This window comes from Spirillospora sp. CA-142024 (assembly GCF_050942325.1).
Taxonomy (GTDB): domain Bacteria; phylum Actinomycetota; class Actinomycetes; order Streptosporangiales; family Streptosporangiaceae; genus Spirillospora.
The window spans coordinates 3,094,969-3,118,915 of sequence record NZ_CP192077.1 but is presented as its reverse complement, the minus strand read 5'-3'; the positions used below and the strand labels follow the sequence as shown (position 1 = coordinate 3,118,915).

21 protein-coding genes are annotated in these 23,947 nt (G+C 72.8%); 7 read left to right on the top strand and 14 right to left on the bottom strand.

Translation table 11 applies throughout. The features are described 5' to 3' along the window. Positions 1-48: 48 nt before the first annotated feature. A complete protein-coding gene (locus ACQPZP_RS15165) occupies positions 49-441 on the top strand; it encodes an OsmC family protein (RefSeq protein ID WP_433478252.1) in 393 nt (130 codons plus the stop codon). Here the strand turns inward: ACQPZP_RS15165 and ACQPZP_RS15160 are convergent. Further along, positions 438-1,763, bottom strand: a complete 1,326-nt coding sequence (locus ACQPZP_RS15160; RefSeq protein WP_433478251.1) for an alpha/beta hydrolase — start codon at positions 1,761-1,763, stop codon at positions 438-440. The genes ACQPZP_RS15165 and ACQPZP_RS15160 overlap by 4 nt on opposite strands. Positions 1,764-2,273: 510 nt before the next feature. On the opposite strand from ACQPZP_RS15160, the gene ACQPZP_RS15155 reads away from it, so the two are divergent. Beyond that, entirely contained in the window at positions 2,274-3,155 is an 882-nt protein-coding gene (locus tag ACQPZP_RS15155; RefSeq protein WP_433478250.1) for a phosphatase PAP2 family protein, read from the top strand. Positions 3,156-3,195: 40 nt separating this feature from the next. Here ACQPZP_RS15155 and ACQPZP_RS15150 read toward each other — a convergent pair whose 3' ends face one another. The 5 genes from ACQPZP_RS15150 to ACQPZP_RS15130 all read right to left on the bottom strand — a co-directional run bounded on the left by ACQPZP_RS15150 (position 3,196) and on the right by ACQPZP_RS15130 (position 10,295). Continuing rightward, entirely contained in the window at positions 3,196-6,261 is a 3,066-nt protein-coding gene (locus tag ACQPZP_RS15150) for a bifunctional [glutamine synthetase] adenylyltransferase/[glutamine synthetase]-adenylyl-L-tyrosine phosphorylase (RefSeq protein WP_433478249.1), read from the bottom strand. A gap of 75 nt (positions 6,262-6,336) precedes the next feature. Next, positions 6,337-7,698 (bottom strand): type I glutamate--ammonia ligase, encoded by a 1,362-nt coding sequence (gene glnA, locus ACQPZP_RS15145; protein ID WP_433478248.1) that lies wholly within the window; start codon positions 7,696-7,698, stop codon positions 6,337-6,339. 160 nt (positions 7,699-7,858) lie between these two features. Next, a complete protein-coding gene (locus ACQPZP_RS15140) occupies positions 7,859-8,650 on the bottom strand; it encodes an amino acid ABC transporter ATP-binding protein (protein WP_433478247.1) in 792 nt (263 codons plus the stop codon). After that, positions 8,647-9,513 carry an amino acid ABC transporter permease gene (locus ACQPZP_RS15135; RefSeq protein WP_433478246.1) on the bottom strand — a complete coding sequence of 289 codons (867 nt, stop codon included), beginning with the start codon at positions 9,511-9,513 and terminating at the stop codon, positions 8,647-8,649. Before ACQPZP_RS15135 ends, ACQPZP_RS15140 begins: the two co-directional genes overlap by 4 nt. After that, positions 9,474-10,295: a substrate-binding periplasmic protein gene (locus tag ACQPZP_RS15130; RefSeq protein WP_433478245.1), complete on the bottom strand. Its 822-nt coding sequence runs from the start codon at positions 10,293-10,295 to the stop codon at positions 9,474-9,476. The genes ACQPZP_RS15135 and ACQPZP_RS15130 overlap by 40 nt, the downstream gene beginning before the upstream one ends. A 161-nt stretch (positions 10,296-10,456) precedes the next feature. On the opposite strand from ACQPZP_RS15130, the gene ACQPZP_RS15125 reads away from it, so the two are divergent. Next, positions 10,457-11,476, top strand: coding sequence for a terpene synthase family protein (locus ACQPZP_RS15125; RefSeq protein WP_433478244.1), 1,020 nt, complete (start codon positions 10,457-10,459; stop codon positions 11,474-11,476). Here ACQPZP_RS15125 and ACQPZP_RS15120 read toward each other — a convergent pair. Next, complete coding sequence (locus ACQPZP_RS15120) at positions 11,416-12,441, bottom strand: DUF5937 family protein (protein WP_433478243.1); 1,026 nt, start codon at positions 12,439-12,441, stop codon at positions 11,416-11,418. The genes ACQPZP_RS15125 and ACQPZP_RS15120 overlap by 61 nt on opposite strands. 55 nt (positions 12,442-12,496) lie before the next feature. Here ACQPZP_RS15120 and ACQPZP_RS15115 point away from each other — a divergent pair, with 55 nt between their 5' ends. Both ACQPZP_RS15115 and ACQPZP_RS15110 read left to right on the top strand, forming a co-directional pair. Beyond that, positions 12,497-13,756, top strand: coding sequence for an MDR family MFS transporter (locus tag ACQPZP_RS15115; RefSeq protein ID WP_433478242.1), 1,260 nt, complete (start codon positions 12,497-12,499; stop codon positions 13,754-13,756). Between the two features lie 32 nt (positions 13,757-13,788). Then, complete coding sequence (locus ACQPZP_RS15110) at positions 13,789-15,588, top strand: NAD+ synthase (protein ID WP_433478241.1); 1,800 nt, start codon at positions 13,789-13,791, stop codon at positions 15,586-15,588. A gap of 75 nt (positions 15,589-15,663) precedes the next feature. Here ACQPZP_RS15110 and ACQPZP_RS15105 read toward each other — a convergent pair whose 3' ends face one another. The 3 genes from ACQPZP_RS15105 to ACQPZP_RS15095 form a co-directional block, all read right to left on the bottom strand. Continuing rightward, positions 15,664-17,784, bottom strand: a complete 2,121-nt coding sequence (locus ACQPZP_RS15105) for a SpoIIE family protein phosphatase (RefSeq protein ID WP_433478240.1) — start codon at positions 17,782-17,784, stop codon at positions 15,664-15,666. A 137-nt stretch (positions 17,785-17,921) separates the two neighbouring features. Then, entirely contained in the window at positions 17,922-18,521 is a 600-nt protein-coding gene (locus ACQPZP_RS15100; protein WP_433478239.1) for a TetR/AcrR family transcriptional regulator, read from the bottom strand. Between the two features lie 7 nt (positions 18,522-18,528). Continuing rightward, positions 18,529-20,091: an MFS transporter gene (locus ACQPZP_RS15095; RefSeq protein ID WP_433478238.1), complete on the bottom strand. Its 1,563-nt coding sequence runs from the start codon at positions 20,089-20,091 to the stop codon at positions 18,529-18,531. 225 nt (positions 20,092-20,316) lie between these two features. On the opposite strand from ACQPZP_RS15095, the gene panB reads away from it, so the two are divergent. Beyond that, complete coding sequence (panB, locus tag ACQPZP_RS15090) at positions 20,317-21,168, top strand: 3-methyl-2-oxobutanoate hydroxymethyltransferase (protein WP_433478237.1); 852 nt, start codon at positions 20,317-20,319, stop codon at positions 21,166-21,168. Positions 21,169-21,216: 48 nt separating this feature from the next. On the opposite strand, the gene ACQPZP_RS15085 is transcribed toward panB, so the two are convergent. The 3 genes from ACQPZP_RS15085 to npdG all read right to left on the bottom strand — a co-directional run bounded on the left by ACQPZP_RS15085 (position 21,217) and on the right by npdG (position 23,082). Further along, on the bottom strand, positions 21,217-21,954 hold the full coding sequence (locus tag ACQPZP_RS15085; RefSeq protein WP_433478236.1) for a hypothetical protein: 738 nt from the start codon (positions 21,952-21,954) through the stop codon (positions 21,217-21,219). 10 nt (positions 21,955-21,964) lie between these two features. Beyond that, positions 21,965-22,204, bottom strand: coding sequence for a hypothetical protein (locus ACQPZP_RS15080; RefSeq protein WP_433478235.1), 240 nt, complete (start codon positions 22,202-22,204; stop codon positions 21,965-21,967). A 182-nt stretch (positions 22,205-22,386) separates the two neighbouring features. Next, positions 22,387-23,082: an NADPH-dependent F420 reductase gene (gene npdG / locus ACQPZP_RS15075; protein WP_433478234.1), complete on the bottom strand. Its 696-nt coding sequence runs from the start codon at positions 23,080-23,082 to the stop codon at positions 22,387-22,389. A gap of 91 nt (positions 23,083-23,173) precedes the next feature. Here npdG and ACQPZP_RS15070 point away from each other — a divergent pair, with 91 nt between their 5' ends. Beyond that, positions 23,174-23,770, top strand: coding sequence for a hypothetical protein (locus ACQPZP_RS15070; RefSeq protein ID WP_433478233.1), 597 nt, complete (start codon positions 23,174-23,176; stop codon positions 23,768-23,770). Here the strand turns inward: ACQPZP_RS15070 and ACQPZP_RS15065 are convergent. Then, the gene (locus ACQPZP_RS15065) at positions 23,767-23,943 is read right to left on the bottom strand and encodes a hypothetical protein (RefSeq protein ID WP_433468376.1); all 177 of its coding nucleotides are present in this window, start codon (positions 23,941-23,943) and stop codon (positions 23,767-23,769) included. The two genes, ACQPZP_RS15070 and ACQPZP_RS15065, sit on opposite strands and share 4 nt — an antisense overlap. Positions 23,944-23,947: the final 4 nt, after the last annotated feature.

Below are 23,947 nucleotides of genomic sequence, written 5' to 3'. Positions count from 1 at the left end.
GTGCGCCGCGTTCACGCAGGCGGACTCCAGACGATCAAAGGAGAGGCCATGGCCGAGGTCAGGGTGGAGCGCACCGAGGACGGCTTCCGGGCCGTCAACGACCGGGGCGCCGAGGTCGCCATCGGCGACGGGGAGGCCGAGGGCGTCTTCACGCCCGTCGAGCTGCTGCTGGCGGCGCTCGGCGGCTGCGAGCTGGTCACCGTCGAGCCGCTGACGGCAAAGCGGGGGCACCGGATGGCGCGGCTCGCCGCGACCGTCCAGGCCGACAAGATCGCGACGAGCACGCTCGGCACGATCACGGTCACCTATGACGTCGAGCTCCCGGAGGGGGACGACAAGGCCGAGGACGTCCTGAAGGCCGTGGCCGAGCGCGTCCACGCGAAGTACTGCACCGTCGGCAGCGCGCTCCGCGAGCCGATGGAGGTCGAGCAGATCGTCTAACCGCAGGTGGCGCCCATGGCGGGCACGGTGCCGCGCAGGAGGTAGGCGTCGACCGCCTTGCGGACGCAGGGGTCGCCGGTGTCGTAGGAGCCGTGCCCCTGGCCCTTCAGGGTGAGGAGCGTGGCCTGCCCGCCGAGCGCCCTCGTCAGAGCGGGCGCCCACGCGTACGGGGTGGCGGGGTCGCCGGTGTTGCCGACGACGAGGATCGGCGCGGCGGACGGGGCGGACACCTCGCGGGCCGTCCCGTCGCCCCGCACCGGCCAGCCCGTGCACTCCAGCAGGCCCCACCCCATGGACGTCCCGAAGATCGGCGAGGTGCTCCGGAACCTCGGCAGCAGCCGCCGCACGTCGGCGACGGTGTACCGGTCGGTGCCGTCCGCGCAGGTGATGGCGGTGTTGGCGGCCTGGAGACCGGTGTAGGTTCCGTCGTCCTTCCGCCCGTTCTGGATGTCGGCGAGCATGAGCAGCAGCGTGCCGTCGCGGCGCTTCACCGCGTCGACGAGGCCCTGGGCGAGGTACGGCCAGGCGTCCCGGGAGTAGAGCGCGGTGGCCACCCCGGTCGTGCCGAGGCTCTGGGTGAGCCTGCGGCCGGACGACGTGGAGAGCGGTCTCCGGTCGAGCCCGGACAGGGTCCGGGCGATGGACGCGACGACGGAGGGGCCGTCCGTGCCCATCGGGCAGCCCTTCGGCCCGAGCCGGGCGCAGGCGGCGCCGAAGCCGCCGAGGGCGCGCTGGAACGCGGCGGCCTGCTGGAGGGCCAGGTCCACGCCGCTGATCCGGGTGTCGACGGCCCCGTCCAGGACGGCCCGTCCCACGCGGCCGGGGAACTGGTGGGCGTAGCTGCCACCGAGCCAGGTGCCGTAGGAGACGCCGAAATAGTGCAGCCTGTCGTCGCCGAGGGCGGCCCTGATCATGTCCAGGTCGCGGGCCGCGTTCACGGTGCCGACATGGGGAAGCAGCCGCCCCGACCTCGCCTGGCACTGCCGCACGTAGCCGGCGCGGGCGTCGAGGTACGCCCGCTCCTCCGCGGCGGTGTCGGGACTGTCGTCCAGGGCGAGGATCTTGTCCATGCGGGCGGCGTCCACACAGGTCACCGCGGTGCTCCGGCCAACACCCCGCGGGTCGAAGCCGATCAGGTCGTAGCGGGCGCCGAGGCCGGCGTACTCGCCGGCGGACTGCGCGAGCGTGTCGACGCCGTCCCCGCCGGGCCCGCCGAAGTTGAACACCAGCGAGCCGATCCGGTGCCGCCGGTCGGTCGCGGGCACCTTGATCAGGGCGATTTCGATCTGCTCGCCGGAGGGTCTCGCGTAGTCCAGGGGCACCCCGAGCGACGCGCACCGGACCCCGGCCGGAGGCGGGCCGGCTCCGGGCGGAGGCGACGGCAGCCCGGTGCACCTCTTCCATTTCAAAGGTGAAACGCCCGCGGAAGGGGTAGTGAGGACGGGAGAAGGGGTACTTATCGCCGCACGGGGTTCGCCGGCGGTCGTGCGGCGAGGTTCCGTCCCTCCCGCGAGGGAGATCAGTCCGATAGCGGCCAACGCGGCGGCGGCGACCGGAATAGTGCCGGGAATGCCCCGGTACCTGGCCATTCGTCCCTCCGTTCGATCACGGGGGGCGATCGGGACCTACCCACGGCCTCCTATGCTGACTCCTGATCGACTCCATAGGCTCCGCGCAGAGCGGGGAAGGGGACGGGGGGACCCACCCGGGGACCCCGAGGTCCTCCCCCGAAAGTCCGGATACCGCATCAGGGTCGTACTACTCAAGTCTGAGATGAAGACCATTCGCCGCGGTGATCTCATTCAGGGGGCCCTGCGGCAAAGATAGGTAACATGGCTCAATCCGCCCCCCCGACGACTCGCAGAGGCGAGGCCGGCGCCACCAGGATGCGGCGCCGGGTCCTCACCGCGCCCCCGGTCTGGCGCGAGCTCCTGCTGCTCGTTCTCTTCTACACCGGCTATACGCTGACCCGCGTCGTCCTGGTTCAGGGCGGGACGGGACCGGCGTTCGCGCACGCCGACGAGATCCTGCGCGTGGAACGCTATCTGGGGCTGGACGTTGAGCTGCACCTGAACCAGACGCTGCTGACCGTGCCGTGGCTGGCGCGCACCGCCAACGTCTTCTACGCCACGATGCACTTCATCGTGACGCTCGGCGTCGTCATCTGGCTGTACAGATACCGGCCGCAGCACTACCGGTGGCTCCGCACCTCCATCATGACCGCCACGGCCGTCGCGCTGATCGGCTTCTGGCTGTACCCGCTGGCCCCGCCGCGGTTCCTCCACGGCGAGGGCTTCGTCGATCCGGTGACCGCGCTGCACTCGCTCGGCCTCTACGCGAGCGACGCGTCCGGAAGCCTGACCAACCAGTACGCGGCCATGCCGTCCATGCACGCCGGGTGGTCGCTGTGGTGCGGGCTCATCCTGTTCAAGCTGGCGTCCCAGAAATGGGCCAAGGCCTTGGGAGTGCTCTACCCCGCGACGACCGTGTTCGTGATCCTCTCCACTGCCAACCACTACCTGCTGGACGCGGTGGCCGGCATGGCACTGATCAGCGGCGCGCTGTGGGTCTCCTGGATCCTGTACATGCGGTGCCCGGCGCCGATCATCATCGCCCGGGCCCGGGTCACCCACCGGCTCGCGCAGCGGTCGGGCCGGAGCACGGGCGGCTCCGGAGCCGGATCCGCCGCGACCGGCGGCGCCACCCGCTCCTGAGCGGCGTACGCCTCAGGACGACCCGCGTACATCTCCGGGATTACCCGGCCCCGTAGAACACACGGTCGACGACGGCGCGGGCACGGCGGGCGTGCCGGCGATAGTCCTCCAGAAGGTCACCCGTCCCGGGATAGCCGAGGACACGGGTGACCGCGCTGCGCTCCCGGTGGTGGTCGGTCGGCAGCAGGTCGGACGCGCGGCCCCGCACCAACATGATCGAACCACGGATCCGGGTCGCCAGGCACCACGCCTCCGCGAGGACGCCGGCGTCGCCCGCGTCCAGGACGCCGGCCTCGACCGCCGCGTCCAGCGCGTCCAGCGTGCGGGTGGTGCGCAGCCCGGGGACGTCGTGGGCGTGCTTGAGCTGGAGCAGCTGCGCGACCCACTCGACGTCCGCGAGGCCGCCGGGCCCGAGCTTGGTGTGCAGCCGGCGTTCGACACCGCGCGGGAGCCGCTCGGACTCCATCCGTGCCTTCAGCCGCCGGATCTGCCGGACGGCGTCCTCGCCGATGCCGTCCTCGGGCCAGCGGACGGGGTCGATCAGCGCCCGGAACCGGTCGCGCAGGCCCGCGTCGCCGATCAGCGGGTCGGCGCGCAGCAGCGCCTGCGCCTCCCAGGGCTCCGACCAGCGGGAGTAGTAGGCGGCATAGGAGGCGAGGGTGCGCACCAGCGGCCCCTGCCGTCCCTCCGGGCGCAGGTTCGGGTCGATCTCCAGTGGCGGGTCCGGGGCCGGCAGCGCGAGGAGGCGGCGCAGTTCCTCGGCGACGGCGTGCGCGGCGCGCCCGGCGGCCCGCTCGTCCGCGCCCGGCAGCGGGTCGTGGACGAACATCACGTCGGCGTCACTGCCGTAGCCGAGCTCGTGCCCGCCGAACCGCCCCATCGCGACGACCGCCATCCGGGTGGGCAGCGGCTCCCGCGCCTCCATCTCGATCTTGTTGACGGCGGCCTGCAGCGCGGCCTCGACCGTGACGGTGGCGATGCAGGTCAGGGCCTCCCCCACGGCCCGGACGTCCACGAGGCCGAGCAGATCGGCGACCGCCACCCTGAACAGCTCCCGGCGCCGCAGCCCGCGCACCACCCCGACCGCCTCCTCCGCCGGGCGGCTGCCCGCCGTCTCCCCCTGGGGCGACGGCTCCCCGGGCCCTGCGGGCCCCTTCTTGTGCCGCCGCACGGCCGCGAGGGCCTCCGAGCGCAGCACCTCGCACGGACGCGGGGTGAGATCGCCGTCGGCGCCGAGCAGGGCGACCGCCTCGGGGGCGCGCAGCAGGAGATCGGTGGCGTACCGGCTGGAGCCGAGGACCCACGCCATCCGCTCGGCGACGGTCACCTCGTCCCGCAGCAGCCGCAGGTACCAGGGCGTGGTGCCGAGCGCGTCGCTGACCTGCCGGAACCCGAGCAGGCCGGCGTCGGGGTCGGGCGCGTCGGCGAACCAGCCGAGCATGACCGGCAGCAGCGTCCGCTGGATCGCGGCTCGCCGCGACACGCCCGACGTCAGCGCCTCGATGTGCCGGAGCGCACCCGCCGGGTCGGCGTAGCCGAGGGCCTCCAGCCGGGTCCGGGCGGCCTCCGGGGTGAGGCGGGCCTCCTCCCCCGGGAGCCGCGCCACGGCCCGCAGCAGCGGCCGGTAGAACAGCTTCTCGTGGATGCGGCGGACCTCGCGGGCGTGCCGCCGCCACAGCGCGGTGAACTCGCCGACCGGGTCGGTGCGCAGGCCGAGGGCGCGGCCGAGGCGGCGCAGGCCGTCCTCGTCGTCGGGGACGAGGTGGGTGCGGCGCAGCCGGTGCAGCTGGACGAGATGCTCCACCCTCCGCAGGAACCGGTAGGCCGACGCAAGCGCCGCCGCGTCGTCGCGTCCGACATAGCCGCCCTGCGACAGATCGCTGAGCGCGACCAGCGTGGTCGGGCTGCGGAGCGTCTCGTCGGCCCGGCCGTGGACGAGCTGCAGCAGCTGCACCGAGAACTCGACGTCGCGGAGCCCGCCGGGGCCGAGCTTGAGCTGCCGCTCGGAGTCGGCGGTGCGCTGGTTCAGGTCGGCCTCGACGCGGCGCCGCATGTCCTGGACGTCCTCGACGAAGCTCTCGCCCTCCGCGGCCTTCCACACGATCGGGGTGATCACGTCGAGGTAGCGGGCGCCGAGACCCGCGTCGCCGGCGACGGGGCGGGCCTTCAGCAGCGCCTGGAACTCCCACGTCTTCGCCCAGCGCTCGTAGTAGGCGCGGTGGCTGGCGAGGGTCCGCACGAGCGGCCCCGCCTTGCCCTCGGGGCGCAGCGCCGCGTCCACCTCCCAGAGGTCGCCCTCCCGCGTCGACGCCGAGCAGGCCCGCATCATCGCCGACGCCAGCCGGGTCGCGGTGCGCAGGGCCGCGACCTCCGGCTCGCCCGCGCGCGCTTCGGCCACGAAGATCACGTCGACGTCGCTGACGTAGTTCAGCTCGCGGCCCCCGCACTTGCCCATGCCGATCACCGCGAGCCGGCAGGTGCCGTGCTCGGGGACCTCGGCGCGGGCGATCGCGAGACCCGCCTCCAGCGCGGCCGCGGCGAGGTCGGCCAGCTCGGCGGCGACCTCGGCGACGTCCGCCACGCCGATCAGGTCGCGTCCCGCCAGGGCGAGGAGCCTGCGGCGGTAGGCGACACGGAGCGCGAGGAGCGGATCCGGGGCGGCGGCCACGGGGTCCTGCGCGCCCGGGTCGGCGCCCACGGCGGCCAGCAGATCGTCGCGGGCAGGCCCGGCAGGAACCGCAGGGCCGTCCCGCAGCATCCGCCAGTGCTCCGGGTGGCGGGCCAGGTGATCGCCCAGCGCCGCGCTCACCCCGAGGACGGCGGTGAGCCGCTCCCGCGTTCCCGGCTCCCCGGCGAGCGCCCCGCGCAGGTCGCCGCCCACGCCCCGCTCGTCCGCGGACGCGAGGAGCCGCAGCAGGCCGTCCAGCGCGAGATCGGGATCGGCGGTGCCGCCGAGGGCGTCGAGCAGGCCGGTGCCGGGCATGGCGCCGGTCTCCCGCTCCGCGTCGGCCAGCAGCCGCTCCGCCCGCGCCGCGTCGATGAAGCCGAGCCGCGCCAGGCGCCCGGCGAGCGAGGGACGGCGGTCGGGAGTCCATGACTCGGTCACAGGTCAACCGTAATCCGGCCGGGCGTCGAGCGGAGCTCGTCCGTTGAATGGCGGTGGGTGGGGGCTGGAGGACGGTCAGAGAACCGCCAAAAGCCGCTTGCGCTCGAACTCGGTCACCTGCCGCCGGTACTCCTCCCACTCCTGGCGCTTGTTGCGCAGGAAGAAGTCGAACACGTGCTCCCCGAGGACGTCCGCCATCAGCTCGCTGCGCTCCATAGCGCGGATCGCCTCGTCCAGGTTCTGCGGCAGCGGCTCGATGCCGAGGGCGCGCCGCTCGGCGACGGTGAGCGCCCAGACGTCGTCCTCGGCGCCCGGCGGCAGCTCGTAGCCCTCCTCGATCCCCTTGAGCCCCGCGCCGAGGATCGCCGCGAACGCCAGGTAGGGGTTCGCGGCCGTGTCCAGCGACCGGAACTCGATGCGGGTCGAGTGGCCCTTGTGCGGCTTGTACATGGGGACGCGGACGAGCGCCGACCGGTTGTTGTGCCCCCAGCAGATGTAGGACGGGGCCTCTCCCCCGGCGCCGGCGGCCGAGCCGACGTTGCCCCACAGCCGCTTGTAGGAGTTGACCCACTGGTTGCACACGGCGGTGATCTCCGCGGAGTGCCGCAGCAGCCCGGCGATGAACGCCCGCCCGGCCTTGGACAGCTTGTACTCGGCGCCCGGTTCGTAGAAGGCGTTGCGGTCGCCCTCGAACAGCGACATGTGGGTGTGCATGCCCGAGCCCGGGTGCTCGGTGAACGGCTTCGGCATGAACGAGGCGTGCACGCCCTGCTCCAGTGCGACCTCCTTCATGACGAGCCGGAACGTCATGATGTTGTCGGCCGTGGTCAGCGCGTCGGCGTACCGCAGGTCGATCTCCTGCTGGCCGGGGGCGCCCTCGTGGTGGCTGAACTCCACCGAGATGCCCATCGCCTCCAGCATCATGATCGCGTTGCGGCGGAAGTCGTGCGCGGCGCTGTGCGGGGTGTGGTCGAAGTAGCCGGCCGCGTCCGCCGGCTCGGGCTCGCGGCCGTCCTCGGGCTTGTCGTTGAGGAGGAAGAACTCGATCTCGGGGTGGGTGTAGAAGGTGAACCCGAGGTCGGCGGCCCGGGCCAGGGAGCGCTTCAGGACGTACCGGGGGTCGGCGAAGCTCGGCGTCCCGTCCGGCATCAGGATGTCGCAGAACATCCGGCCCACGCCGGGGGACTCCGACCGCCACGGCAGCACCTGGAACGTGGACGGGTCCGGCTTGGCGATCATGTCGGCCTCGTACACCCGGGCGAAGCCCTCGATCGCGGAGCCGTCGAAGCCGATGCCCTCGCCGAAGGCGCCCTCCAGCTCGGCGGGGGCGACGGCCACCGACTTCAGGAACCCGAGCACGTCGGTGAACCACAGCCGGATGAAGCGGATGTCGCGCTCCTCCAGCGTGCGGAGCACGAACTCCTGCTGACGGTCCAATGCCCTCTCCCTCGGTGCGCTGCCCTCGTCGCTGACGCGGGGCCCGGTATGCCGGCCTGCGGTCCGGTCGCGGACGCCGGTCCGGCTACGTTTTGCAGTATGCCCCGCCGCTGTTACCGCGACGTTACGCGCCCGGGGCCGGTGATCGGAACATATACGACTACTCGCCCTCCCCGACCCGCGCCGCGGCCGGGTCGAGGACGCGGGAGAGGAACGTCCTGGTCCGCTCGTGCGCGGGGTCGGCGATCACCCGCGACGGCGGGCCCTCCTCGACCACCACGCCGCCGTCCATGAACACGACCCGATCGGCCACCTCCTGGGCGAAGCTCATCTCGTGGGTGACCACGAGCATGGTCATCCCCGCCTCGGCCAGCCCGCGCATGACGCCGAGGACGTCGCCGACGAGTTCGGGGTCCAGCGCGGACGTCGGCTCGTCGAACAGCATCACCTCCGGGCCCATCGCGAGCGCGCGGGCGATCGCCACGCGCTGCTGCTGCCCGCCGGACAGCCGCGCCGGATAGGAGGCGATCTTGTCGGCCAGCCCGACCCGCTCCAGGTTCTCCCGGGCGACGCGCTCGGCCTCCGCCTTGTCCCGCCTGAGCACCTTGCGCTGCGCGATCATCACGTTGCCGAGCGCCGTGAGGTGCGGGAACAGGTTGAACGACTGGAACACCATGCCGATCCGGCGGCGGACGGCGTCGATGTCCACGTCGGGGTCGGTGACGTCCGCGCCGACGACCCGGATCGTCCCGGCCGACGGCTCCTCCAGCAGGTTGACGCAGCGCAGCAGCGTCGACTTGCCCGACCCGGACGGGCCGATCACGCAGACGACCTCGCCCGGCTCGACGTGGAAGTCGATGCCGCGCAGCACCTCGTTCGTCCCGAACGACTTGCGCAGGCCGCTGATGTCGATGGCGTTCCCGCCGGTCTTCCCCTTGCCGAGGCTCGTCATCGCTGCCCCCTGCGCTGCCGCGCCTCCAGCCGCCGGGCCAGCAGGCTCAGCGGGATCGTGATGATCAGATAGCAGATCCCGGCCACGATGATCGGGGTGGTGTTGCCCTGCTCGCCCGCGAGGTCGCGGCCGAACTTGGTGAGCTCCCGCTGTTCGAGGGTGATGCCGAGGAACAGCACGAGGGAGGAGTCCTTGCAGAGCAGCACCAGCTCGTTCGTCAGCGGCGGGATGATGATCCGGAACGCCTGCGGGATGATGATCGACCGCATCGCGCGGGCGTGCGACATGCCGAGCGAGCGCGCCGCCTCCAGCTGCCCCTTCGGGACGGCCTCGATACCGGCCCGGATCGTCTCGGCCATGTAGGCGGTCGCGGCGAGCCCGAGGGCCAGCCCCGCCTGCCCCGCGGCGCCGCCCGGGATGTTCGTGCCGGGGAAGGCCAGCGGCACGCCGACGCCCACGAAGATGAAGATCAGCAGCAGCGGCAGGCCGCGGAAGATCTCGATGTAGGCGGTGGCGAACCACCGGTACGGGGGGACGGACGACAGCCGCATCAGCGCGACGACGAGCCCGCCGCCGAGGCCGAGGCCGAAGCCGACGGCGGTGTAGAGCGCGGTGTTGCGCAGCCCGATCGTGATGATGTCGGGGAAGAGCTCCTTCGCCACGCTCCAGTTGGCGAAGTTGAGCCGCAGGGTGTTCCAGTCGGCCAGTACCGCGACCAGCACGACGACGACGGCGAAGACGCCGTACTGCCCGCCGAGCGAGAGCTGCCGGCGGCGCCGGCGGGACAGCCCGCCCGGCGCCGCCGTGTCGACCGGCTCGGAGGTCACGAGCCGCCGCCGGTCTTCGGCATCGTGCCGATCCACTTCTCGTAGATCTTCTTGTAGGTGCCGTCCGACTTGGCCTGTGCGATCACCTGGTTGGTGATCTTGACCAGTTCGGGGTTGTTGTTCTTGCGCATCCACATGCCGTACTGCTCGCCGGTGTTCAGGTTCGCGACGATCTCGTACTGCGCGTTTAGCGGGACCTTCAGCCAGCCCTTGACGACCGGGTCGTCCTGCACGATCACGTCCACCTGTTCGGTGCGCAGGCCGCTGAGCTCGGCGTTGGAGTTGTCGAACGAGCGCGGGTCGAAGCCCTTGCTCTTGACGTAGTCCTCGCCGGTGGTTCCGGCCTGCGATCCGAGCTTGAGCTTCTTGGACTTGACGTCGTCCAGCGAGGTGATGCCGCTGCCCTTCTTCGCCATCAGCGCCTGCGTGGCGTCGAAGTAGGGGTCGGACACGTCCATGAACCTCTTGCGCTCGGGCGTGATCGTCATGCCGCCCATCTGGATGTCGCACTTGCCGGCGTTCAGCGCCGAGCCGGTCTTCATCGTCTCGAACGGGGTGTCGACCACCTTCTGGGTGACGCCGAGCTTCTTGGCGACGAGATCGATGATGTCGACGTCGAAGCCGACGACCTTGCCGGTCTTCTTGTCCTCCGACTGGAAGGGCGGATAGGGCAGGTGCGTGCACGAGGTGAGCGCGCCCTTCTCGATGAGCTTCACGCCCTGCACCGTGGCGCCCTTGTCTCCACCGCACGCCGAAGCGGTCAGCGCCAGGGCCGCCAGCCCCGCGCCCAGTGCCCACCGCGTGGTCCGTCTGGACACGTTTCCTCCTGATTGAGCTGCTTCTCGATCATCGAACTATCCCACGTCCGCCCACGTGAGCGGCAGTGCCGGGCAGCCACCCGGCCCGGATATCCGTTTCCCGAAAATTGACGTGGCGATCATGGTCGCCGCACACGGTGATCGTTAGCGTGGGCAGGGTCGTGGACATCTCACTTCTTCTCTCGATGACCGACCGGGTGACCGCCCTGGCCACCCCCTCGGCCATGCATCCGGAGTCGTGGCAGCTGTGCGCGCAGGTGGAGACCTGGGCGCGCGGCCGCGGGCTGGTGCTCGGAGATCCGGACACCTCCCCGCTCGGCCGGGCCCGCTGCGAGCGGCTCGCCGCCCGCGTGTTCCCGGACGCCGACCTCGCCGCCGTGGACCTGTTCGCCCGCTGGCTGACGTGGACGCTCGCGCTGGACGACACGATGGACCACCCGCCGCTCGCCGACAGCGGCAGCGCGGTGCACGCACTGTACGACGACCTGACGCGCGCGATGCGGCGCGGCCACGCCCGGCCCGGCGCCCGGCCGCTGGAGGCCGCGCTGGTGGAGCTGTGGGACGCGACGTCCAAGGGCATGAGCCGCGACTGGCGCCGCCGGTTCATGCTGCACCTGGAGGCGCACCGGGACGGGTGCGCGGAGGAGGCGGTCAACCGGCGGATCAGGCACGTCCCGACGGAGGCCGAGTACGCGCCGCTGCGCCGCCGGGCGTGCGGGCCGTTCCTCTACGACCTGGTCGAGCCCGTCCTCGGCGTCGAACTGCCGGCGCGGCTGCTGCGCACGCCCCGGTGGAAGACCCTCGCGCACAGCGTCGCCGACGTCGTGGCCTGGTCCAACGACCTCGCCTCGCACGACCTGGAGGCCGACCGCGGCGACATGCACGACCTGCCCGCCGTCCTCGGCCGCGCGCAGGGGCTCGACCCTCCGGAGGCCGCGGCCGCGGTCGCCGCCCGGATCGCCGACCGGCTCGAAGAGGCGTGGACGGCGGCGCGCAAGCTGCCGGAGATGCTCGACCGGCTGGAGCTGACCGTGGCGCAGCGCGCCGCCGCCGCCCAGGTCGTCAAGGTCCTGCTGGACACGCCGCGGGCGCACATGGACTGGCTCGCCGAGTCCGGACGCTACGGCCCCGGCGGCACGCCCGCGCCACCGCGGCTGGACGCTCTCGCGTCGCTGCGCTGAGCACCGGCGAGGGCGTCCCCGGCCGCGGTGCGGACGTAGAGGACGCGGCGGCCCATCCGGTGCCCGATGACGAGGCCGCAGGCGCGCAGCACGCCGAGATGCTGGCTGACCGCGCCGGCGGTGACGCCGGTCCGCCTCGCCAGGTCGGTGGTGGACGCGGGGGTCGCGAGCGCCGAGAGCAGTTCGGCGCGGCGGCGGCCGATCAGCGCGGCGAGCGCGCCGGCCCGGTCGTCGTCCGGCCGCCCGGTCTCCCACAGCGTCGCCACGCCGCGCGGCGGATAACTGAGCATGGGCTGGTAGGGCGGCACCATCACCGACACCTTCGGCCACACGAACGCGCTGGGGACGAGCAGGATCCCGCGCCCGGCGAGCTCACCGCGGAATCGCCAGGGGCGGTCGACGGTCAGCGTCCCGGCGCGCCAGGTGACCGCCCCGTGCAGGTCGCCGAAGACTCCGGCCGCGCCCTCGGCGGTGAGCGCGCCCGCACGGCGCAGGACGTCCCCCTCAAGGAGGTCGCGGACCCGCGGCCAGAACGGCTCCATGGCGACCTCCCAGTACCGTTCGAGAAGGTCGGCGAGGTGCGCCAGGGTGCGCTCCGGGTCGGCGGCCATGGCGAGGCGGGCCTGGGCCGGACGCCGGCCGCGCGTCGTCCAGCGCAGCTCCGCGGCGACCACCTCGGGGGGCGTGGCCCGGACGATCTCCAGTTCGGCGCCGAGCTCGGGCAGCGGGGTCCCCGGCGGCGGGGTGAGGAAGTCCGGGATGTACCCGGCGGGCTGGACGACCTCCTGGAGCGGCTCCAGGCCGAGCCCGCGCAGGCGGGGCCGGACGGTGCGCACCCACGGCAGGTGCAGGGCGTGGCCGGACGGGTCGGTGAGGACCCGCAGGCTGCGCACCATCTCCCACAGCGGCGAGAACGCGAACCGGACCCGCGCCACGTCCTCCGGCGCGAACACGAACTCGATCATTTAGTTCAGGCTAAATGATTATCTCGGGGCGTGCGGAGCCCTCACCATCGGGCGAGTGACCACTCTGGGAGACACTCCTGTCGGCACCGAAACCGGCAGGCTCGCGGCGTTCCTGCGACCCCGGGTCGGCGGCTTTCCCCGGACGTTCTGGGTGCTCTGGGCGGGGACCCTGCTCAACCGGCTCGGAACCATGGTCGAACCGTTCCTCGGCCTGTACCTGACGACCATGCGCGGGCTGTCGCTCACCCAGGCCGGCCTGGTGATGGCCGTGCTGGGCACCGGGTCGCTCGGCGGGCAGCTCGCGGGCGGCGCGCTCGCCGACCGCCTCGGCCGCCGCGTGACGCTGACGTCCGCGACCGTCGGCACCGGCGCGGCGATGCTCGCGCTCGGCTACGCGCAGGGCCTCGCCGCGATCGTCGGCGCGGCGCTCCTGCTCGGCCTGCTGCTGGACATGTACCGGCCCGCCTCGCAGGCGATGGTGGCGGACATCATCTCCCCCGCGGACCGCCCGCGCGCGTTCGGGCTGCTGTTCTGGGCGGTCAACCTCGGCTGGGCCGTCGCCATGGTGCTCGGCGGGACGCTCGCGCAGCAGGGCTTCCTGTGGCTGTTCTGGATCGACGCCCTCACCTGCGCCGCGTTCGGCCTCCTGGTGTGGCGCGCCGTGCCCGAGACGCGGGCGCGGGAGGCCCGTGCTGAGCGGGCGGGCGGGTTCGGCCGCGTGCTCCGCGACCGGGTCATGGTCGCCTACGTGCTGATCACGCTGGTCTACACGTTCGTGCTCATGCAGGGCATGACGACGATGCCGCTGGCGATGAAGCTGGACGGGCTCGGCCCGCGGTCCTACGGCCTCGCGATCGCCGCGAACGGGGCCCTGATCGTCCTCGTGCAGCCGCTGGTGAACGCGTGGCTGGCGCGGCGCGACCACAGCCTGGTGATGGCGGCGGGGTTCGCGCTGGTCGGGGTCGGGTACGGGCTCACGTCGCTCGCCTCGTCCGTGAGCGCCTACACCGCGACGATCCTGGTGTGGACGCTCGGGGAGATCACCGCCGCGTCCGTCCTGCAGGCCGTCGTCGCCGACCTCGCGCCCGCCGGCCTGCGCGGCCGGTACGGCGGCCTGTACGGCGTGGCGTGGTCGGGCGGCTTCCTGCTGGCGCCGCTCGGCGGCACGCAGCTGCTCGACGCCGGAGGGGCGCCCGCACTGTGGCTGAGCTGCGCGGGTCTCGCCCTCACCGCCGCCGCGGCGCAGCTCGCGCTCGGCCCCGCGATCAGGCGGCGGCGCGCAGTGGCGCTCGACACACCCTTCTCGTCAAAGTGACGAAACTGGCTCCGTCGTTCTACCCTTGGAGCGTGGCACAACTCAGGATCGCGCTCGCGCAGGTGAACCCGACCGTCGGCGACCTCGAAGGCAACGCCGGCCTGATCGTGGAATGGAGCCGCCGCGCCGCGGACGCGGGCGCGCACCTGGTCGCCTTCCCCGAGATGGCGCTGACCGGATACCCGGTGGAGGACCTCGCGCTGCGCACGTCCTTCGTCGAGGCGTCCCAGCGGGCCCTGGAGCGGCTCGCCCGCCGGCTCGCCGACGAGGGCCTCGGCGACCTGCCGGTCATCACCGGCTACCTCGACCGGCGGACGGTCGGGCTCCCCGTGCGGTCGAGCCGCTCCGGGCAGCCCGCCGGCGCGCCGCTCGACGCCGCCGCGTGGCTGCACGGCGGCGAGGTGCTGGTCCGCTCGGCCAAGCACCACCTGCCCAACTACGGCGTCTTCGACGAGTACCGCATCTTCGTGCGCGGCGACCGGCTGCCCGTCGTCCGCGTCCACGGCGTCGACGTCGCCACCGTCATCTGCGAGGACCTCTGGCAGGACGGCGGCCCCGTCAGCGTCACCGGCGGATCCGGCGCCGGGCTGCTGCTGGCCGTCAACGCCTCCCCGTACGAGCGCGACAAGGACGACGTCCGCCTCGACCTGTGCGCCGAGCGCGCCCGCGAGGCGGGCTGCGCGCTCGCCTACGTCAACATGGTCGGCGGCCAGGACGAACTCGTCTTCGACGGCGACTCGGTCATCGTCGGCCCGGACGGGGCCCTGCTCGCCCGCGCCCCCAAGTTCACCGAGCACCTCCTCGTCGCCGATCTGGCGCTGCCGGCCGCCGGCTCGCCCGCCGAGCCGGGCCGCACCCCGGTCGACGCCCCGGACGGCACCACGATCACGATCGACCGGCACGTCCTGTCGCCCGGCACGCTGCCCGCCTACCCGGTCGAGCCGCAGACGGTCGCCGAGCCCTTGGACGACCTCGCCGAGGTGTACGCGGCGCTCGTGCTCGGCACCCGCGACTACGTCCGCAAGAACGGCTTCCGCTCCGTCGTCCTCGGCCTGTCCGGCGGCATCGACTCCGCCCTCGTCGCCACGATCGCCTCCGACGCCATCGGCCCGGAGAACGTGCACGCCGTCCTGCTCCCGAGCCGCTACTCCTCCGAGGGCTCCGTCGTGGACGCCGAGGACCTCGTCAAGCGGCAGGGCCTCAACTCCCGCATCGTCCCGATCGCCGACATGGTGGAGGCGTTCGAGAAGCACCTGGACCTGCACGGCCTCGCCGACGAGAACCTCCAGGCCCGCATCCGCGCCAACGTCTGGATGGCCCTGTCCAACGAGCACGGCCACCTCGTCCTCACCGGCGGCAACAAGAGCGAGCTCGCGACCGGCTACTCCACCCTCTACGGCGACTCCGCGGGCGGCTTCGGCCCCATCAAGGACGTCTTCAAGCTCACCGTGTGGGAGCTGGCCCGCTGGCGCAACACCCAGGCCGGCGAGGACTCGCCCTTCCTGCACCCGTTCGCGCTGGAGCCCATCCCCGAGGCGATCATCGTCAAGGAGCCGTCCGCGGAACTGCGCCCCGGCCAGCGCGACCGCGACACCCTCCCCGAGTACACCGTCCTCGACCCGCTCCTCACCGACTACGTCGAACGCGACATGGGCCGCGACGCGCTCGTCGCCGCCGGGCACGACCCGTCCCTGGTCGAACGCACCATCCGCCTCGTCGACCTCGCCGAGTACAAGCGCCGCCAGTACCCGCCCGGCCCCAAGATCACCCCGAAGAACTTCGGCCGCGACCGCCGCCTCCCCATCACCAACGCCTGGCGCGAAAGAACCTGACCACCCCGAACAAGCCGGAAACGGGCTTCCGCCCGTGGCGTGGGTCCCAGGGGATCGCCCCCTGGGAAGGCACCTTCATTCCCGGTGGTGGTTTTCGCCGGGCCAGGCTTCGTCGGGCCAGGAGGGGACCTCTTCGGAGGCGTCTGGGTCGACGCCGGGGACGATCTGCTCGCACCAGACGACCTTTCCGGCGGCGGTGCGGCGGCTGCCCCAGCGGTGGGCGAGCTGGCTGACGACGAGGAGGCCGCGGCCGTTCTCGTCGTCGTCCTCGGCGCGGCGCAGGCGGGGCAGCGCGGCGGAGCGGTCCAGAACCTCCAGGACGAGGGTGCGTTCCAGCAGGAGGCGCAGCTCGATCGGGCCGGGCGCGTAGCGCAGCGCATTGGTGATGAGCTCGGACGCCAGCAACTCGGTGGTGTAGTCGAGCTCCTCCAGGCCCCACTCCTCCAGCCGGGTGCTGACGAGGCCGCGGGCGCGGCGGACGGCCGCCGGGTCGGCGGGCAGCGTCCAGGAGGCGTAGCGGTCCTCGGGGAGGCGGCGCAGCCGGGCGATGAGAACGGCGATGTCGTCGCGGTGCTGGTCGGCGTAGACGCCGGCGAGGGTGGCCTTGGCGAGGTCCTCCATCGGGCGGTCGACCGAGTCGGGACCGAAGATGCCCTGCAGCCGGGCGAGGCCGTCGTCGATGTCGCGGCCCCGGTTCTCGACGAGGCCGTCGGTGTAGATGACGAAGAGGCTGCCGTCCTCGACGGTGAACTCGCGGCTCTCGATGGCGGCGCCGCCGGCCACGCCGAGCGGCGGGGCGGGCGGCACCTGCAGGTACTCGTTCTCCCCGGTCGGGCCGGCGAGCAGCGGCGGCAGATGCCCGGCGGACGCGATCTCGATCGTGCCGGTCGTCGCGTCGTACACCGCGTACACGCAGGTGGCGAAGTGCGGCTCCTGCTCGCCCAGCTCGATCATCAGCTCGTGCATGACGTGCAGGGCGTCGGCGGGCGGCAGCTCCAGGTTCGCGAGCGTGTGCAGGGCGGTGCGCAGCCGGCCCATCGTGACGGCGGCGCGGACGCCGTGCCCGGCGACGTCCCCGACGATCAGCGCGACCCGGGCGCCGGGCAGCGCGATCGACTCGTACCAGTCGCCGCCGACCTCGACGAGCTTGCTGCCCGGCAGGTAGCGGTGCCGGACCTCGACCGAGGACGGCGCGGACAGCCGCATCGGCAGCAGGCTGCGCTGCAGCGCCAGCGCGGTCGCGCGCTCCCGGCTGTACCGGCGGGCGTTGTCGATGACGATCGCGGCGCGGGCGGCGAACTCCATGCCGATCTCGACGTCGTAGGCGTCGAACTTGCGGAAGCCGGGGATGCGGGTGCAGGCGATGAAGCCGAGCAGCGTGTCGCGGGCGATCAGCGGGAGCAGCACCATCGACACGTTGGACAGCAGTTCGCCGGCCGGTCCGCGCCGCCACAGCCGGCCGATCTCGCTGGCCGCGTCCAGGCTGATGTGCGGCAGGTGGACGGGCCGGGCCGTCTCCATGACCTCCCGGTACGGGGTGCCCTCCGGGAAGACGAGCACCTCGCCGACGGGGAACGTGGACGTCCACGCCGGGTTGCCGTCGTCGGAGGTGACCGCGATGCGGCGCAGCACCGCACCGCCGGACTCGGTGTGCACCTCGTCGGCGGCGACCAGGCTCTCCAGCACCAGCACGGACGCGGCGTTGCAGAAGTGCGGGACGATGACGTCGACGAGCCCGCGGGCGGACTGGTCGAGGTCGAGGGTGGCGCCGAACCGGGTGAGCGGGTCGTCCATCAAGGCGCGCCGCATGAGGGCCGGGTCCTGGTAGCGCTCGCTCGGCGGCAGCTCGACCCGGACGAACAGCAGCGCCGCGGGCGCGGATCCGGCGGCGCCGCCGACCATCGGCTGCACGGTGACCAGCGCGCTGGTGGCCGTGGCGTCGTCGCCGCGGAGCACGGCCATCACGCCGTTGCGCTCCTGGCCGGCGTCGTTGGCCTCCAGCAGCGCCTCCAGCTCGGCCTTCGCCTCGTCCCCGACCAGGTCGGTGGCGGGCCGGCCGATCAGGTCCCCGGGGACGCGGCCGAGGACCGCTTTGGCGTTCGGCCCGCACTGCACGATCTGCCGGGCCCCGTCGATGCCCAGGACAAGCGTCCGGGACGCCGAATCGGTGGCTGGCGCATCGCCTCGCGGCGCCATGACGGATCTCACCTGACGCGCTCCAGACAGCCGGTCGTCTCAGCACTACCCAGCGACAGTATGGGGCATGACACCGTGCCGAGGGGAGAAGATCACGCTTACCACGCCGAAATCCGCTCGGATCTTTCGTCCGGACGTCATTGCGGAGTGGTTCCGATGCCCCGCAGGAGGGTGCCGACGACGGCCTCGGCGTAGCCGTCCGGGAACCCCTCCTGCGGCCGCTTGGCGGTCAGGGTGCCGAGCAGCAGCGCCATCGCGACCTCCACGTCGAGGTCGGCGCGCAGCTCCCCGCTCTCGATCCCGCGCCGCAGCACCCGGCGGACGACGTCGCGCCGCGGCTCGATGACCTCCTGCCGGTAGCGGGCGTACAGCTCGGGATGCTTCTCCGCGCCGCCGACGACGTTCCAGAAGCACCGGGAGTACCTGCTGACCGGGCCGGCGGCGAGCGTCCGCGCGATCTCGGTGAGGTCGGCGCGGGCGGTGCCGCCGGACGGCTCGGGCAGCGGCTCCTTCACCGCGCCGAGTGCGTGCACGATCAGCGCGTCCTTGCTGGGCCAGCGCCGGTAGATCGTCGTCTTGCCGACGCCGGCCCGGGCGGCGACCGCCTCGATGGAGACGCCCGCCACCCCCGACTCCTCGGCGAGCAGGTCGAGGGTCGCCTCGACGATGGCCTTCTCGGCGCGTTCGCTGCGGGGCCGCCCCGCCTGCCGCTGCCCGGTCTCGGTCATAGTGCCCATCACGCTCTCACACGGCGGCCTTCTCCGGCCGCTGCACCTCGGTTTCCGCGGCGGGACCGGCGGCGGCGCGGCCCGGCATCCACTTCAGGACGACCAGGGCGCCGAGGAAGGAGACGACGGCGGCGGCGATGGACGCGGCGTGCATGGCGTGGACGAACGCGGCGTCCGCGGGGCCGATGAGGTTCTGCCCTGCCGGGCCCAGCTGGGCCGCGACGGCGTGCGCCCCCTCGATCGACTCGCCGGCCGCCTCCCGCGCGCCGGCGGGCAGCGCGGCGAGGTTCTCGCGGAGGTCGCCGCGGTAGACGGACGCGACGACGGAGCCGAGGACCGCCACGCCCATCGCGACCGCGACCTGCCGGGCGGTGTTGTTGATGGCCGACCCGGCGCCCGCCTTCTCGCGGGGCAGCGCCGACATGACCGACTCGGTGGCGGGCGGCATCACGTTGGCCATCCCGACGCCCTGCACGAAGAAGATCGCGCCGAGGATCCACATGGAGGTGTGGACGCCGACGAACTGGTAGCTCGCCAGCGCGACCGAGACGAGCAGCAGCCCGGTCGTGCAGACCGCCTTGGCGCCGAAGCGGCGGACCATCGCCGCGCTGCGCGGGGCGAAGGCGAGCTGCGCGACGGCGAACGGCAGCACCATCGCGCCGGACTCCAGCGGAGTCAGGCCGCGCACCGACTGCATGTAGAAGTTGGCGAAGAAGAACACGCCGGTCGCGGCGAAGAAGCACAGCGCGATGGACGCGACGGCGGCCGACATCCGCGCGTCCTTGAACAGCCGGACGTCGAAGGCCGGGGACGCGGTGCGGGCCTCGTGCCACACGAACAGCGCGAGGACGGCGGCGCCGGCGAGGATCGGGCCGAGCACGGACAGCTCCAGCCAGTTCCCCTTCTCGCCGCCCTGGATGATGCCGTACGACAGGACGACCAGGCCGACGACCGACAGCACGACGCCGACCGGGTCGAGCCGTCCGGGCGCGGGGTTGCGGGACTCGGGCACCAGGAACGCCATGAGCGTCACGCCGAGGGCGATGACCGGCACGTTGATGAGGAAGACCGAGCCCCACCAGAAGTGGGCGAGCAGCAGGCCGCCGGTGAGCGGGCCGATGGCGACGCCGAGGCCGACCGCGCCGGCCCAGATGCCGATGGCGCGGGCGCGCTCGTGCGGCTCGAAGACGTTGGTGATGATGGACAGCGTCTGCGGCATGACCGCCGCGCCGCCGAGGCCCATCAGGGCGCGGGCGTAGATGAGCTGCTCCGGGGACTGCGCGTACGCCGACAACAGCGAGGCGAGGGCGAACACGGCCATGCCGCCGATCAGCACGCGCTTGCGGCCGATCCGGTCGCCGAGCACCCCGAAGGTGAACAGCAGGCCGGCGAAGACCAGCGTGTAGGAGTTGATCGCCCATTCGAGCTGGCTCTGGGTGGCGCCGAGGCCCTTGTCCGGGTCGGCGATGGTCTTGAGAGCGACGTTGAGGATGGTGTTGTCGAGCACCACCACCAGGAGGCTCATGGTCAGGACGCCGAGGATGTACCACCGGCGCCGCTGGATCGTTCGGGGGTCCATGTCGATACGCAACGGTATCGTTTCGGAATTCATTCCCCGCACGACCGACCGAGAGCCCGGAGGGCGTCGTGCGCCTTGCGCGGGGGGTGTGGGGGGTCACCCCCCCACAGGAGGCACACCAGAAAAATCCGGAATCGCGAGGGGTATCCGAAACGTTTGCCAAGTGGCACGATCGGTTCCGTCTGGGTACGCCACCGTGGCGCCTCAAGACCGGAGGTTTCTCGCATGTCTTCTTCTGCCGCACCCCCAGCACAGCCGACCGCACTCTACGGCGGTACGAGCGGGCGAAGGGTGACCGTACGCGACATCGCCGCCGCCAAGGAGCGGCACGAGAAGTGGCCGATGCTCACCGCGTACGACGCGCTCACCGCGCGGATCTTCGACGAGGCCGGCATCCCCGTGCTGCTCGTCGGCGACTCCGCCGCCATGGTCGTCTACGGCTACGACTCGACCATCCCCGTCACCGTGGACGACCTGGTCCCGCTCACCGCGGCCGTCGTCCGCGGCTCCAAGCGCGCCATGGTCGTCGCCGACCTGCCGTTCGGCTCGTACCAGACGGGCGTCGCGGAGGCGCTGACCACCGCCACCCGGTTCATGAAGGAGACCGGCGCGCACGCCGTCAAGCTGGAGGGCGGCCGCCGGAACATCCCGCAGGTCGAGGCGATGGTCGCCGCCGGCATCCCGGTGATGGGGCATCTCGGCCTCACCCCGCAGTCGGTGAACGCCTTCGGCGGCTACCGGGTGCAGGGCCGCGGCCAGGACGGCGACGAGCTGATGGCGGACGCGAAGGCGCTGCAGGCCGCGGGGGCGTTCTCCGTCGTCCTCGAATGCGTGCCCGAGGACCTCGCCGCCCGCGTCACCTCGTCCCTGTCCATCCCGACGATCGGCATCGGCGGCGGCAACCAGACCGACGCGCAGGTCCTCGTCTGGCAGGACATGGCGGGCCTCACGCCGCACACCGCGAAGTTCGTCAAGAAGTTCGCCGACATGAACACGCTGCTCGGCGAGGCCGCGCGCACCTACGCCGACGAGGTCGTCAGCGGCGTCTACCCGGCGCCCGAGCACTCCTACCACTAGGGCCCCGCCCCGCACGGCCGCGCCCTCCCGGCGCGGCCGTGCGCCGTTCTACTGGTCGGGGTTGGAGCGGGCCGGCTCGGGGCGGGCCTCGCCGTTCTCGCGGGCCTGGCCGTCGCGCGGCGGCGGGACGGGACGCGGGACGGGCTCGTCCGTCGTGATCTCGGCGCGCAGCGTCTCCACGGCCGAGCGCAGCACGTCCGGCCCGGCGACGTTCATCAGCAGCAGCCCCAGGTTGAGGGCCATCTGCCCGTCGGTCATCTCACTGCCGGCGAGGGCGTCCACGGCGGTGCGCAGGTCGGCCTGGTCCTCGGCGGACACGTTCTGCAGCAGGCCGAGGCAGTACGTCGGCAGCGCCAGCCGGGACTTGGCGAACGAGACGCCCCGCATGATCTCGCCCGCCTCCTGGGCGCGGGTCTTGGCCTGCATCCGGTCGACGCCCCGGTCGGCGGCGGCGAGCAGCGAGGTCAGCAGCGTGCTCGGCCCGACCGCGACGTCCTCGTCCCCGACGCGGACGGTGAACACCGCGCTGCGGAACACCATCATCGAGCCGAGGCTCGCCACCAGTATCTGCGTCGCCCCGGCGACGTCCGGCGACTGCACGCCGAACCGCCAGTCGAAGGTGTGCAGGAGCAGCAGCGAGCCCGCGCCCGCTCCCCCGTTGATCAGCACGTACGCCCAGGTGCTCGGCACCCGGACCAGCGTGGTGGGCCGGTCCCGGTAGCGGCTGACCAGCTCGGCGATGCCGACGAGGCAGCTCAGCGAGACGGCGAGGAGGTATCCGGTCATCGGGCGCCGGTCACTCCCCGGTCAGCCGGACGACCTCGTCGATCTCGCGCTCCACGGCGACCAGGCCGCGCTCGCGCAAGGTGTCCACGGCGTCGGCGACCTCCATCAGCCCGAGCCGCGTCGCGTGGTGGATCTGCTCCAGTGACAGCGGGCCGTTCGCCGCCCTCAACTGCGCCAGCACGAGGCGGCACGCGTCCTCCGCGCCGGCCTCGGCGTACTCGGCACGGCGGGGCTCACCCGCCGGAGCCACACCCGGCCGAACCCCGGCGTCCCTGCCCGAAGGGGCCAGAAACGCGCTCCACGGATCTGCCGACCGGATCTCTCTCATCTCCACCCCGCCTGTCGCCACCCCGATGATATGTCAGCCCTTGGACGCGGCGAAGGCGGAAACCGCTCCCCGGTCTCATGCGGTGTCTCGCCGGGGAACGCCCGTTAGACGTCGGTGATGCGGAGTCCGGCGTGGGCCTTGTAGCGGCGGTTGATGGAGATGAGGTTCGCGGTGAACGCCTCGATCTGGTGGGCGTTGTGCAGCCTGCCGCCGTAGACGCCGCGCATGCCCGGGATGCGACCGGCGAGGGCCTGGACGAGGTCGGTCGCCTCCCGGTCGTTGCCGAGGACGAGGACGTCCAGCTCCATCTCGTCGACCCCGGGGTCGAGCAGCAGCCTGGCCGACACGTGGTGGAACGCGGCGACGACCCGGCTGTCCGGCAGGACGGCGGCGGCCTGCTCGGCGGCGCTGCCCTCCTCGACCGGCAGCGCGAACGCCCCCTTGCCCTTCTCGAAGCCGAGCGGGTTCACGCAGTCGACGACGATCTTGCCCGCCAGCTCGGCGCGCAGCGACTCCAGCGTGGCCTTGTGCCCCTCCCACGGAACCGCCACGATCACCACGTCGGACTCCCCGGCCGCCACGGGGTTCTCCGCACCGGAGACGGGCAGGCCGGCCCCGAGGTCGTCGGCGGCGGCCCGGGCGCGCTCCGCCTTGCGCGATCCGATCGCCACCCGGTGCCCGGCGATCGCGAACCGGCGCGCGAGGCCCTTGCCCTGGTCTCCCGTCCCGCCCAGGATGCCGATGGACAGGCCGCTCGCATCGGGAAGGTCGTAGGGCGTCTTCTGCTGCTGCTCAGTCATGCGGCCGAGTCTGCCAGGCGGGCGTCGCGGCACGTCGCGCCGGGCTCGCGCATCGCGAAAACGGCCTGTCCAGGGCGCCCGGTGCGGCACCATGGTGGCCGTGGACGCCGAGCAGATCACGATGTTGCGCGAGGTCCTGTCGACGACGGGCTGGCTGGAGCGGACCCAGGAGTTCGGCCGCGCGCTGCGGGTCACGTCCCGCACACCGGGCGGGCTGCTGCTGGTCGGCACGCCGGCCGAGGACCCGTGGCATCTGGCGGCGCACCTCGACGACGAGAGCCGGCTCGGCGACGCCCCCGGCCTGGCGCCCACGCTGGTGCGCTGGAAACCGCCGGAGGGCGCCCCGGCGCATCTGCGGATCGGGCTGGAGCGGCTGGAGTCGGCCCGGCGCGGCGAGACCCTGTTCGTCGTCGCCGAGGAGGAGGCTCCCGTCCCGCTGCTGGAGCGGGTGGACGACGCGCGCCGCACCGGGGCGACCGTCCTCGCGCTGGAGGGCGGCGACCGCGAACTGCGCGGCCTCGCCCACGAGGCGCTGACCGTCCCGCCGGAGGAGTCGCTCATGTCGTTCGACGGCGCGCAGCACCTCGTCAGCGCGGCGGCCGGGCAGGAACCGGCGCGCGGCCCGCGCGGGTTCCGGCACCGGCTCGCCCGGCTGCTCGACGCCGTCTCCGGCCCGGTGGTCGACTAGTCGTCGTTCTGGCGGCGCCACGCCTCGTTGCGCTCGCGGGCCAGGGCGAGCGCGCCGGCCGCGGCGCTCTCGGTGTCGTAGGGGCCCATCCGGTCCTTGCCGGGGCAGCCGGGCCCGTGCTCGACCTTCATGTGCTTCAGGCAGAACCACCAGTCACCCTCGTCACCGGCCATCGGC

Excerpts from the sequence above, each read along its gene's own strand:
- ACQPZP_RS15165 (WP_433478252.1), top strand. The coding sequence starts at position 49 with ATGGCCGAGGTCAGGGTGGAGCGCACCGAGGACGGCTTCCGGGCCGTC.
- ACQPZP_RS15155 (WP_433478250.1), top strand. The coding sequence starts at position 2,274 with ATGGCTCAATCCGCCCCCCCGACGACTCGCAGAGGCGAGGCCGGCGCC.
- ACQPZP_RS15140 (WP_433478247.1), bottom strand. The coding sequence starts at position 8,650 with ATGACGAGCCTCGGCAAGGGGAAGACCGGCGGGAACGCCATCGACATC.
- ACQPZP_RS15120 (WP_433478243.1), bottom strand. The coding sequence starts at position 12,441 with ATGATCGAGTTCGTGTTCGCGCCGGAGGACGTGGCGCGGGTCCGGTTC.
- ACQPZP_RS15105 (WP_433478240.1), bottom strand. The coding sequence starts at position 17,784 with ATGGCGCCGCGAGGCGATGCGCCAGCCACCGATTCGGCGTCCCGGACG.
- ACQPZP_RS15100 (WP_433478239.1), bottom strand. The coding sequence starts at position 18,521 with ATGGGCACTATGACCGAGACCGGGCAGCGGCAGGCGGGGCGGCCCCGC.
- ACQPZP_RS15095 (WP_433478238.1), bottom strand. The coding sequence starts at position 20,091 with ATGGACCCCCGAACGATCCAGCGGCGCCGGTGGTACATCCTCGGCGTC.
- panB (WP_433478237.1), top strand. The coding sequence starts at position 20,317 with ATGTCTTCTTCTGCCGCACCCCCAGCACAGCCGACCGCACTCTACGGC.
- ACQPZP_RS15085 (WP_433478236.1), bottom strand. The coding sequence starts at position 21,954 with ATGACCGGATACCTCCTCGCCGTCTCGCTGAGCTGCCTCGTCGGCATC.
- npdG (WP_433478234.1), bottom strand. The coding sequence starts at position 23,082 with ATGACTGAGCAGCAGCAGAAGACGCCCTACGACCTTCCCGATGCGAGC.
- ACQPZP_RS15070 (WP_433478233.1), top strand. The coding sequence starts at position 23,174 with ATGGTGGCCGTGGACGCCGAGCAGATCACGATGTTGCGCGAGGTCCTG.
- ACQPZP_RS15065 (WP_433468376.1), bottom strand. The coding sequence starts at position 23,943 with ATGGCCGGTGACGAGGGTGACTGGTGGTTCTGCCTGAAGCACATGAAG.